This window comes from Flavobacterium sp. Leaf82 (assembly GCF_001422725.1).
Lineage (GTDB): Bacteria > Bacteroidota > Bacteroidia > Flavobacteriales > Flavobacteriaceae > Flavobacterium.
Genome location: NZ_LMMA01000015.1, coordinates 37,601 through 49,098, shown reverse-complemented (window position 1 = coordinate 49,098; position 11,498 = coordinate 37,601). Strand labels below are relative to the sequence as shown.

Genomic DNA, 11,498 nt, shown 5'->3' with positions numbered 1-11,498 from the left:
GGTGGTCAATTTGCTCCGGAATTAGGTGGTCAGTTTGCTCCGGAACGGGTGGTCAATTTAGTCCGGAATTAGGTGGTCAAATTGACCGGTTTTTCCACCCTGGCAATATTTTCAAAGATTTCTTCTTTCATAGCTGGCGGCATACTGCGCCCTAGACCGGCCTTAGCGTATATTATATCACATTGCTCGAAAAGTGTGAGCTTATACCGCTCAGCAGCTGTATCGAAAAAGGCTTGGTTTAACTTTGACAGAACAGCGTAATCTAAGCAATAGAGGGATTCAGTTTCATGACCGATATTATTTTCAACTGCATTTTCAGTGTGTAAATTAACGCTGTAAAATTTATTAGTTAAAGGTTCGGTATCAATGGAAAAAATAAGGATATACTCATCAATAACTACCAGATAAGGATTTATATTTTTAGGATTAAAATGTAAAACTGTTGAGTTTTTAGATGAATAGTCGTAAGCTCGAAAAAGTTTATATCTGATTCTTTCAATACTCTTATTTACAGAATGCGATGAGAAATGCAAATCAAGTATTTCCCTCAACAACTCTTCGTGCTCGGGTAACATTTTGACTCCGGAATTTGCGGATATGCTTAGTCGGTACATTATTGAAATCCAAAATAACAAAGCCTTATCCGCAGATATTTTACTGGAATAATTTCTATCTGAATTAAATGAGGGATTATTTATCGATTTGGAATAATTTGATTCTAATTCCGCAAGTTCATTTTCACATTTGTGACAGAAAATATAATCTTCAACGAGAGGAATTTGATTATTGTTTATTCGTGTTTCATCGATTTCACCAAAGATTTCATTCAGCTTTTCTAAGCTGGCTCCTCTGCCGAAATAGGATGACGGATTTTTTTCAGAAATAACAAATCCGAGTTCTTTATCCCGGCCTTTTTTTCCTTCTTCCGTATCTATTCTCTTCATTAAAAAATGAGGAACAATATGCGATCCGGTTTTGTCTGCAGCAGACGAACAAATTTTGCAGGTTTTCATAAGTTATTGGCTAACGGTTTGCTGATAAAATTTTGCAGCAGTGAAAGAAGCAGAATTATTAATGCTCTAACCGAAATTAAAGAAAATAAAGATGCTTTTATAGAAATGCGGTTTTATATTTAACAGTTGTCATACGCTGGATCATTAGTAACCTATATAATATTGAGATTTTTTAATATCATCAATAATACTTGCACTTTCTTCTTTACTGCAGTTAATCACATAAAAGCCCATTGGGGCAAATCCTGAAGCCTTGTAATTCATTAATAGTTCGTCTGTAACCTCACTGAAAAAATCTACATGAACATATCTCATGAATCCGTTTGTTGCAGGGGTATTAATCCAAAAACAGCATATGCAGTTTTTATATGAAAAACTTTCTTTAAAAGGCCAGTCTCTGAATGAGTCAGTTTTGTATGATTTATCCTTGCCTATAATTTCTTTATTTTCCATTTGTTTCTCCTTTTTTAAATTTTAAAAATAAGCCAAGTGTGCCGTCATGTTTGGCACTAGGCCAAGGCTTTCCAAACTTCTGAAAACCAAATTTCTCGAGTATGTAAATCATAGGATTATCATTATATAGCTCGGTAGATGCCATTATATTTTGATTTGGAAGCTGCTTTAATAAAAGCCTGGAAATAGTTGTGGAAATACCATAATTTTTAAAATTTTCATCAACATACATATATCCTAGTTCCCACGTAAATTTTGGTTCAAGATCAGGCAGGTCAGCTTTAGATGTGGTAAAATCTGATGAAGTTTTAGTTTTTAAAGCACCAATACCAATTAAGTTTTGGTCTGCGTAACAAAGAACAACTCTAAAGCACGATTGAATTTTTTCGACCGTTGGAGTCTTTACTTTATTTTGTTTTTTTAAAAGTCCAATAAAATTTTCGGCAATGCCGGAAGTTATTTTTTCTGTACTAATGATTTTAAATGTTAGTTCTTCCAATGTTTCAAATTTAGATTATGATTTTCGTATTATGCGTCTTAGTCCTTGCTGGAACTGACCGTTTTGAGAGCTAAACATAAATCATAAATGGTTTTTCCCGTTATCTGCGATCCAAATAAATTTCGTCAAGACGTTTAATCTGTTGTTTCATTTTCTATATCTATAACTATAATCCCTTTCAAATCTTTATAATCTTCGTCAAATTGAAAATCCCAAATGGATTCCGGATTATCAGATCTGAACTTTTGAATAAGATTAGAAATTTCAAACGGCAGAACTTTATATTGGCCTTGCTCAGAATAATCACTCAGATTAAAGTAATTATTAAGGAATGGTAGAAAGCCGCCGCCAGGAGTTCGATTTATAAGTGGGCAGCAAAACCAACAAGAAATTGGTAGTGATTTTCCAATCAGAAAAGCTGTGTCAATGAATGTTTTAGGTTTCAAAAGAACTGCATTATATAATTCTCTAGCCATTGCTAAGTAGACACCTTCATCGTCAACTTTTCCTTGACATCTACTAACTTGCTTTTCTTCATTATAAAAAGCATATAGGGGAATATAGTTTAGTATATTTGCATCTTTGATTAACTTATCTATTTGCAATCCATAACGGTTGGAGTAGGCGATACTTGAATAATGGTCATGTCCCTTACGCAAGCGTTTGGCTTGAATTCTAAACCTATAATATACAGGCAGTCCGATTACCCATAATTCGTAATCCGCGCCTGTTGTAGCAGCTTCTTCAAACCTATTAAAACCAAGATAATTAATTTTTGGCTCAAGATCGCTTAATTTATAAAGAAGCCAATCTGAAATAGACTCTTCATTAACAGATTGCTGTTTGGTAATCCAATTTAAAACTTCTCGTGAACAAGACTTAAAAACTTTACAAATCATAGATGAATTAAATTATCTGAAAAACGTCCTCGCAGCATTTTTTCTTTACGTTAAAAGGTGCAAGCTGTTTTAATAGTTATTAAATACTAAAAAATATCCGTTTCTGCCATTTTAAAACCGTAATTGAATATTAGAAATGTTTAGAACATTAATTAAATTTTATTTTCAAACCAAGCTTACTCTCAAGTTTATCAACTTTATGATTTACTTTTTCCACAATGTAATTCGTGCAATGATCAAAGAGTTGAAAAAACTTCTCGTAATCACCGACGGGGGTTTTAAAGGTAATAGTCTGACTTAAAGTCATTTCATTATCGATTTTTTTCTGTAAAACTATAGCTAACTCGAAGTCGCTGTTGCCATTGTGTGCTATATATCCATTTCGCATATCCATCAAGGCATCATGAATTTTTCTCAGTTCAACGTCCATCTTAAAGACATTATTTGCATCCAAAGAAACCTTGCCTTTGCCAGAACTGGAAAAACATTTGGCATAAGATAAAATTGAATTTTTGAACATTCCGTGCGCTAAAACAAAATCTTCAAATTTATCAAATGGTTCTACCTCATTGAACTTAAGTGCAAATTTTAATGAATGTTCAGCTTCTAAAATTTGCATCGACAAATTTGTCCAAGAATTTAGATATTTAGTTTCATCTTCACTAAATACAAATTTTTCGGATGTTATACTTTCTAAGTTTCCATTTAAGTCTTCTTTTTCCATGCTTGTGGTTATCGCTTCTAATGATCCGAATTATTATTTTTGCCACCCGAAATCGGGTTTATTTATTTCAGTACTCAAGAACTAAGTTAAGAAGAAATTGCACTTTTTATATTAGCACCAACTAAATATAAACATTAATTAAGGCCGGCATTTATTACTTGCTTTTTTAATTTTTTCTTTCACTATTTCTTCGACATTATTTTTGATTCTTTGGAAAATCATTACGTAGTGATTTTATTTAAGAAAGTTCAGCATCGGGTTTTTCCATTTTGCCATTGGCAGCACTTATAAAATCATTTTTACTCAATGCACATACGGCAAATCGACCCCGTCCAAAAGGACCTCCAAGATGTTTTGAAACTTTTTCATCGGCAAGATAAAACACATAGCCTTTCCAATCAAAAAAAACATTTACACTTGATTTTTTCCATTTTTCAATAAATTGAGTACTTCTTCCTCCCCAACTTCCTACCATAAACTTGTGTCCTGCATATTCAATTTCTGAAGAAAATCCAATGAAAGTTTCAAAGCTAAATTCGTTAAAAGAACTTTCACTGTGAATATGAACTAACCAAAACATTTTATTATTTCTACTATAAAATAATTCGCGTGAAACGCGTTCTTCTTCCGAAATATGAGAATGTTGAAGTTCAAGTACTGTAGCGTTCGATGACCCTAAGCCACAGAGAATATCTGCTCTATGCTTTTCTCCTGAATGTTCGTCGACTAAACAAATTTCTCTAGAATTGAAATCAAAATGTTCTTTCCAGGACAGGTGCCACTCTCCCTCAGCTTCACTCCAACTGTCACAATCACCTGCTTTGTGACGCCAATGTTTAATATTTTCAGTGGGAATTACAGAGGTTAAAATTCCACCACAATCTTGACAAATAGTTTGTTCTCCTTTTTCTATTGGAGTTCTTTTTACTCCATTAATCCATGCATATAACATTTCTTATTTTTTATGGTTGTCAAATCGACGGTAGCTTTATGAAGTTAACACTGTCCTACTGTCTTTAATTAAATTGATAGCGCATTTCTACTTTTTCCATTTGTATCTTCGGACAAACCCTTTTTCTGTTTCAAATTCGCGAGCGTCCTCAGCGATTACCTTTTTTGCAATCCAACCTGCATCTTTGCCTGCAGCCTCAATTGAATCAGCATCTGACTTGCCCTGTTTTTTGTGCTTATTGAACAAGACAATCAATGGTGTTCCATTCCAGTCAAAATTTTCACCTCCTAAAAAATCCCTTACCGTAAACCATTCGTCTGGTCTGTTCTTACACCAGCAATATAGGGCTCCTTGAAAAAAGTCATATATTCTTTCCTTTTCTGCTACAGTTATATTGGTTACATTTCTAATTTTTGAAAAAGGTATAATGCTCATTTTTAAGATCTTTGAAAAGGGTTATTTTTTGGACTTCCAATCTTTAATGTAATTTTGCAACCCAGTTTTAGCACCACCAATAAAATATCCTCCGGAATTAAGTTTATTTATGAGCTTAATGACATCATTTGCATTGTCTGAATCCCATTTCAATTCTGTAGTTAAATAAGCAAATACTTCTGCCGCATCTAATTTGTACTCATATTTGTAGAGTGCTCTTAAATATGTCTTGCATTGTTCTTCATCCATTGGATGTGTTATACCTGTAGACATATTTATTGAACTTGATAGATCGTTGAATGCTTCTTGAACTACCTTATCAGGAAATGGCATTTTTTCACTTTTTTCATCAGAATCAAGATTAATTGCTTCCCAAGATTTTGCCCAATTTTGTACGTCTGGACTTTTCCATTGATGTGCAATTATAGCCTTAACACTTTCAAAATCATCATACTTGGATAGTTCTTCAGAACGTAATCCAAAACATACCAAAATCACGTTTCTCTGCCAGCTGTCAGAAAAAGTTCTTACTGTTTCAATTTTAAAAGAAGGATATTTTGGGTCTGGTGTGACACCCTTAAAGTATGAATTTAGATTTCGCGTTCCAAATATACGTTCCAGATAACCCGTGTTATTTTTAGTATGGATAAGAAGTACCACTTGATTAATATTCTCTAATTCATGACATAGCTGCAGAGCTTTTTTGAAAGCCAAAACTTCGGCTTCTTTTATTGGTCCTGTATTGTCATTGTAGTATCTAATTTTCTCCATGTATTTACTGGGATTAATTTCGTTAAACGTTTCACACAACGTTTTAAAGGTAAAGTAAATATAATAACTGTTAGTATCAGATTTTATAATTAGTAAAAAAACCAGCAGTTTTTATTAGCTGCGATTAGCTCTCGTTAGGGTTGTATTTACGCAAAAAATCAGGAACTTTTATTATGCAAACTTTATTGTTAGGATATTTGTATAACAAATTATCATCACCTATGTCGAAGAAAATAGGCGAGGTCGCTGAAGCCCAACTTTTTCTTTCGTGTTTCCAAGATAGGCCTAGTTTATCCTTATCTTTAATAATCTCATTTCTTTCTTCTTCAAAACTAATTTCCAATTTTTTCAAATTTGTCGAGATGTAATTGTCGATTGAGGCCTTTAGTAGCTGTAATTCTTTATCACTTTCTGCATTCTCATTTTTCAAATAAGAAATAATTCTTATAAGTTGAGCAATTTCATCTTCTAAATTTAAAAACTGTGAAGCCACGAATTTCAATTCCTCAGTTAAAGCTGGTTTTAGACCTTCAAGTTTAGTCATAATCTCGTTACGTTCATTGTAAAGCTTTTCGATTTCTGTACTATTTTCTACAGCTAAATTCAAAAAATACTTATTCCGTTTCAATTCACCTAATAAACTAAAAAATGGCTTTTTAGTAATGATTGCATCATCATTCGTGATCTCGATAAGCGATGTTTCGACAAATAAGTTTTCGCTTTGCCAAATATTTATTATTCGCTTTGCAAATGTTTCTGCATTTTTATTGTAGCTATTAAAAATAACAGTTTTAGACTCTAACTCTTTAAGCTCAATTTCCTTAGATTGGATTTCTGAAATTAAAGTTTTTTGCTTTTTCTTTAAATTTTGTAGTTTAAGAGAATTGTGCATTTCTAACGAACTTCGTTTTGTTAGATAGTGACGCTCGATTTCAGCAAGAAGTTTATCTGATATATTTTCAGTAACTAAATTTTTTTTAAACGTTTGCGCATTTATTACCCAAATCATTTTTTCATAAAATTTTTCACGCTGCGCTATTGTTGATGAAGAAATCATAGAGTTTTGAAATTCTATTACGATTCCATTTGTGGTAAAAATGTCAGCGATGTGTTTTTCGTCATTTTTCACTATAATTTTTTCTTGCCAATCAAAGGGAAATTTATTTTTCCATGCACGATGCCAATCGGTTTCACCTTCTTTCCATGAGTCGCAATTTGCGTTATGTACATGTTGCCAATGCCAAATATAGATTTTGCCACATTTCCCTATCACTTTCTCTTTGCAAAAGTCACAATAGGCAGTTTGACCTGAAAAACTTGGTTTGATCTTTTCTCCACTTATGTCTATTGCATGTTGCATATTCGAACTAATTACAGCTAATTGGTTATTAGATATAAGCTACAAATTTAGCTTAAGTATAATTGTTAAAGTCTAATTTGTCAATCTATCAGACTTGTAAATATACTTTTTTTAAATCATAAAACTACTGCCATATTGTAAGGGTATTATGATGTATTTCAGAATATATAGAGTAATATTCTCTGCCTTTGACTTAAAACTTTTCCTGTTTTAAAGGTTGATGACATTTTAAACAAAGCACTATTGAAGATCTGAACAAAGCACCAATGCTATTGCGGGCCTAACTTTGCCCTATAACAAATTTAATAGTACGCATTATGGCACAAGACAATTATCAAGGCGCTTTACAAGCACCTACAGGTTCAGGATTTAACGGCACATCGACGGCAAATGAGGTAATAAATGGTATAAGCCTGACAGGTAAAATAGCTATTGTAACAGGAGGCAACTCTGGCATTGGGTTGGAAACTACCAGACTATTGGCAGGGGCAGGGGCAACGGTCATCGTTCCGGCAAGGGATAATAAGAAGGCGTTGGCTAACCTGAATGGAATCCCTAATGTCGAGATCGAAGTCATGGACCTGATGGATCCGGAATCCATTGATACTTTCGCTGAAAAATTCATAGCATCGGGCAGGCCACTGCACCTGCTAATAAACAATGCCGGGATCATGTGGGTGCCTTTAAGAAGGGATAGCCGCGGCATTGAATCACAGCTGGCGACCAACTACCTGGCCCAATTCCAACTTACCGCAAGGCTATGGCCCGCCCTCAAGCAGGCAGATGGCGCAAGAGTTGTCAATGTATCTTCGCAAGGACACCAGTTTGCGGGCTTTGACTTTAATGACCCAAATTTCCATAACCGAGACTATGAGACGCTACAGGGCTACGGCCAGTCAAAGACAGCTGTTAATCTCTTTTCTCTCGAACTGGATGATCGCGCGAAGGATCTTAACGTAAGGGCCTATTCGGTACACCCAGGATCAATAGCGGGGACTGAGCTAGGCAGGGAAGCCCCATTGGAGCTATTCCAAAAAATGGGATTTTGCGATGCTCAGGGAAATATGTTTCCTGAGGTACTGGCTTCGTTAAAGACCATACCACAAGGGGCAGCAACAACAGTTTGGTGCGCAACCAGCCCGACGCTCGATAAAGTTGGGGGTGTATACTGCGAAGATTGTGATATAGCATCGATAGCGCCGGAGGACGGTATAGAAAACGGGGTGAAGGTCTATTCGCTGGACAAGACTGATGCCAAAAGACTGTGGGGACTGAGTGAAAAAATGACGAAAGTTGACTTTAATATTGGTTAACCGCATCATGGTAGGCACATAACGACCTAATTAAAAAACATGAAATGACAGATTTCAAAGGTAAAATTGCCGCCGGTGAGGGCGGCAACAGCTGAATAAGCTATACCACGGTCGTGTAAAATCAAGAAGTAGCGAATCGGTATGTGCCAGAGATAGCTATCTTTGAGGTGGTAAGCTTATGAGCCGCTTCAGTTAGTCCAAGGGATACGATTCCCTTTTGCAGCTGATACAACAAATCTAATTAAGGAATTACCATGGAACATATCTCAAAATATTTAACACAGGAAATCAAGCTATCCAGCTATGATGATAAATTATTTAAGTCGGATTTGATATTTGATGACCATATGCTGATCTGGTTCCTCTCGGGTGAAACCAAGATTATTCAGGCTGACGCTACTTTCCTTTTTAAGACGGGCGACATCTTTTTGATCCCTAGAAACATGCTGGCTACTATAATAAACTACCCCAAATATGGACAGCCCCATAAAACCGTGGTAATGCATCTCTCGCAAAAGAGGCTCAAAGAGTTTTACGCAAGCATTAATACGATCAATACAAAAGCAAGCCATAGCAGGATAATGAGCTTCACTAGCCACCCACTGCTCGAAAGCTGCCTGGCTTCGTTAGTTCCGTATTTTGATATGGAAGGTGAATTTCCAGAGACTATTGCATCACTGAAGATTATGGAGGCCATCACCATACTACGTGAAATTGATAAAAGTGTCGACGGACTGCTTGCTAATTTTGACCAGCCCGGAAAGATTGACCTGATCGATTTCATGCAGCGGAATTTCATGTTTAATATGCCAATGGAGAAGTTAGGATACCTGACAGGCAGGAGCCTTTCGACCTTCAATAGGGACTTCAAGAAATTCTTTAATGTCACCCCGCAAAAATGGCTGACAGAAAAAAGGCTGGAATTGGCCTATTATCAACTAGCGGAAAAAAAGAAAAAGCCCACCGAGGTTTACCTCGAGGTGGGCTTTGAGGACCTGTCGCACTTTTCTTTTGCTTTCAAAAAGAAGTACGGTATGGCTCCGACCCAGCTGCTTTCAACTACTGACGCTTTATAATGGTGGTATTATAATTGAAAAAATTCTGCTTTATCTGTAAATACAGTTTAACGTAAAGTGCCTAAATTTTTCATTCGTGAATAGCATAGTCATAGCCATCCAAAATTATATTTAAGCTTGAGTTTATATTTGTTTGATGGCTATCAATGTTGTTTTAAGTTATACTTTTCAATGGCATATTTTGCATCTGCAAATTTTAAATTTATTTAAAAGTGATTTTATTTGTTGTTTCTCTTTTTTTCTCATCAATGATTTTGGTGTATATCTGAGTGGTTTTTATGTTTTTATGTCCCAACATTTTAGATACAGTAAAAATGTCTGTACCAGCGGCCATCTGCAATGTTGCATAAGTATGGCGAAAGCAGTGAAATGTAATATGTTTCTCGATAGATGCCTCTTTTATCCAGATAGGTATCAAGCGGTCAAAGTCCCATTTTTTTAAATTAGAAAAGATCTTTCCTTGCTTCAATCTTTCTGGGCCCAATAATTCCAGAGCCTCCTGAGAAATCGGCAGAGTAACAGGCTTATCGGTTTTTTGCTGTTTAAATCTTATATAATATCCTTCTTGTTTACTATACTGCACCTCTTCCCACGTAAGTTTTGATATGTCGGAATAACGCATACCTGTTAGCAGGGAAAAAAAGCTTACTCGCTTGACAATCTCTTTTTTGCATGGTGTGCTAAACAACTTAGAAGCTTCTTCCATAGTTAAAAAATTTCTTTGCGATTCTTGTTCCCTGATACCGTCAACTGCGGCATTAACATCGGTTTGCAACAATCCTTTTTTGTATGCCTTTCTGAGTGTGGCCTTGATTTTATTAAAGTACGATAAGGCAGTATTTTGAGAAAGGAGCTTATCATTATTTCGTACGGTTTTTGCCTTTAATATGTAATCTCTGAAATCCTCAATAATGGTCACATTGATATCCTTCATTAATATATCCTCTCCCTTTAAAAAGTTTTCAAAATGTATAATAGCATATTTCCAGATTTCTGCATTGATATTAATTCTGCTTTCCGCTGTCTGTTTAAAATACTGTAGAAATGATCTTTCACCTATTTCTTCCAGACGAAGCCGCTCTTTCTCAAATGGTGTATAGATTTGTTGCTTATTCAATTCATTTAGCCTATTGGCACAAATCATCTCGGCCTTGTGCAAATTTTCTATATTCATTGTCTTGTCAATATTATTCTTTGGTTTTGAAACCAGATATAAACCTAGATACTCTCGTCTTGAAAATTCACGAGTTTTGGGGTTATAGATAGGAGGAAAAAAATCAAGGTATAATGTAATTTTTCCACTTGGCAGCGTCCTTTTTCTTAGCGTTACATTTATATTTTTCATCTCCCCGCAGCATTAAAAATTATATCAATATCCTGTTTGGCTACACATGTGAATTTTCCAATGGAATATTTCACTATGCCCTGCCGTTGAATTAGTAGATAGAGTGCCCCTGAAGAAATATTGTACTTCTGTTGGATTTCTGTTATCGTATAACAATTGTCGAAACCGGGAAATTGCTGTCCAGTTTTTAAGGTTACATCCTGTACTGGAATTGCAAAAAAAGATTCCAGGTCACATCTGCGGATAACGGTTCGTTTGCCAAACTTGCCAATGTCCAGATATCCATTGTTAACTAACCTATAGATGGTACTTCTGCTAATTCCGAAAAGAAGGCTTGCCTGAGTAATTTTTAAAAACTCAAGCGGTTTCACTTTTTCCAAATCTGTATTTAAAAGCTGAACAGTGTCGTTATTGCTTTTTTCTACTTTTCCTTTACGTACCAGCGCTTTATAGCCTCTGCTGTTGCAAATGGGTGAACAATATCTGGTACGAGTTGTTCGTGCTGTGAACTGTTTTTTACAGTGCTCACAAATTCTAATAACCTCAATGTTGGAACTCATAATGTGACTAATTTTGTGTCCCATTGTGTCTATGTGTGTCTCATTGTGCCATAATCTCACCGAAAAAAATCCCAGAGGGAAAAATTATTTTCGTGGTA

The 11,498-nt window shown here is 35.3% G+C and carries 13 protein-coding genes; 2 read left to right on the top strand and 11 right to left on the bottom strand.

The genetic code is table 11. The annotated features are described in order from the left end of the window. Window positions 1-68: 68 nt before the first annotated feature. From ASF10_RS11850 to ASF10_RS11810, 9 genes are all read right to left on the bottom strand, one after another. The gene (locus ASF10_RS11850; RefSeq protein WP_056249369.1) at window positions 69-1,013 is read right to left on the bottom strand and encodes a hypothetical protein; all 945 of its coding nucleotides are present in this window, start codon (window positions 1,011-1,013) and stop codon (window positions 69-71) included. A gap of 144 nt (window positions 1,014-1,157) precedes the next feature. After that, window positions 1,158-1,466 carry a hypothetical protein gene (locus tag ASF10_RS11845; protein WP_056249366.1) on the bottom strand — a complete coding sequence of 103 codons (309 nt, stop codon included), beginning with the start codon at window positions 1,464-1,466 and terminating at the stop codon, window positions 1,158-1,160. Further along, complete coding sequence (locus ASF10_RS11840) at window positions 1,456-1,965, bottom strand: GNAT family N-acetyltransferase (protein WP_056249364.1); 510 nt, start codon at window positions 1,963-1,965, stop codon at window positions 1,456-1,458. The genes ASF10_RS11845 and ASF10_RS11840 overlap by 11 nt, the downstream gene beginning before the upstream one ends. 134 nt (window positions 1,966-2,099) lie before the next feature. Next, window positions 2,100-2,864 (bottom strand): DUF6615 family protein, encoded by a 765-nt coding sequence (locus ASF10_RS11835; RefSeq protein ID WP_056249362.1) that lies wholly within the window; start codon window positions 2,862-2,864, stop codon window positions 2,100-2,102. Between the two features lie 148 nt (window positions 2,865-3,012). Continuing rightward, window positions 3,013-3,588, bottom strand: a complete 576-nt coding sequence (locus ASF10_RS11830) for a hypothetical protein (protein ID WP_056249359.1) — start codon at window positions 3,586-3,588, stop codon at window positions 3,013-3,015. 238 nt (window positions 3,589-3,826) lie between these two features. Continuing rightward, complete coding sequence (locus ASF10_RS11825) at window positions 3,827-4,540, bottom strand: hypothetical protein (protein WP_056249357.1); 714 nt, start codon at window positions 4,538-4,540, stop codon at window positions 3,827-3,829. Window positions 4,541-4,627: 87 nt separating this feature from the next. Beyond that, window positions 4,628-4,975: a hypothetical protein gene (locus tag ASF10_RS11820; RefSeq protein WP_056249354.1), complete on the bottom strand. Its 348-nt coding sequence runs from the start codon at window positions 4,973-4,975 to the stop codon at window positions 4,628-4,630. Window positions 4,976-4,996: 21 nt separating this feature from the next. Continuing rightward, window positions 4,997-5,746, bottom strand: a complete 750-nt coding sequence (locus tag ASF10_RS11815; RefSeq protein ID WP_056249351.1) for a hypothetical protein — start codon at window positions 5,744-5,746, stop codon at window positions 4,997-4,999. 124 nt (window positions 5,747-5,870) lie between these two features. Beyond that, complete coding sequence (locus tag ASF10_RS11810; RefSeq protein WP_056249349.1) at window positions 5,871-7,106, bottom strand: competence protein CoiA; 1,236 nt, start codon at window positions 7,104-7,106, stop codon at window positions 5,871-5,873. 317 nt (window positions 7,107-7,423) lie between these two features. Here ASF10_RS11810 and ASF10_RS11805 point away from each other — a divergent pair, with 317 nt between their 5' ends. Both ASF10_RS11805 and ASF10_RS11800 read left to right on the top strand, forming a co-directional pair. Further along, complete coding sequence (locus ASF10_RS11805) at window positions 7,424-8,419, top strand: SDR family NAD(P)-dependent oxidoreductase (RefSeq protein WP_056249346.1); 996 nt, start codon at window positions 7,424-7,426, stop codon at window positions 8,417-8,419. Window positions 8,420-8,673: 254 nt separating this feature from the next. Beyond that, the gene (locus ASF10_RS11800) at window positions 8,674-9,495 is read left to right on the top strand and encodes a helix-turn-helix domain-containing protein (protein WP_056249343.1); all 822 of its coding nucleotides are present in this window, start codon (window positions 8,674-8,676) and stop codon (window positions 9,493-9,495) included. A gap of 202 nt (window positions 9,496-9,697) precedes the next feature. On the opposite strand, the gene ASF10_RS11795 is transcribed toward ASF10_RS11800, so the two are convergent. Together ASF10_RS11795 and ASF10_RS11790 are read right to left on the bottom strand one after the other, a co-directional pair. Continuing rightward, the gene (locus ASF10_RS11795) at window positions 9,698-10,840 is read right to left on the bottom strand and encodes a tyrosine-type recombinase/integrase (RefSeq protein ID WP_056249341.1); all 1,143 of its coding nucleotides are present in this window, start codon (window positions 10,838-10,840) and stop codon (window positions 9,698-9,700) included. Further along, window positions 10,837-11,400, bottom strand: a complete 564-nt coding sequence (locus ASF10_RS11790; RefSeq protein ID WP_056249339.1) for a helix-turn-helix domain-containing protein — start codon at window positions 11,398-11,400, stop codon at window positions 10,837-10,839. The genes ASF10_RS11795 and ASF10_RS11790 overlap by 4 nt, the downstream gene beginning before the upstream one ends. Between the last annotated feature and the right edge of the window lie 98 nt (window positions 11,401-11,498).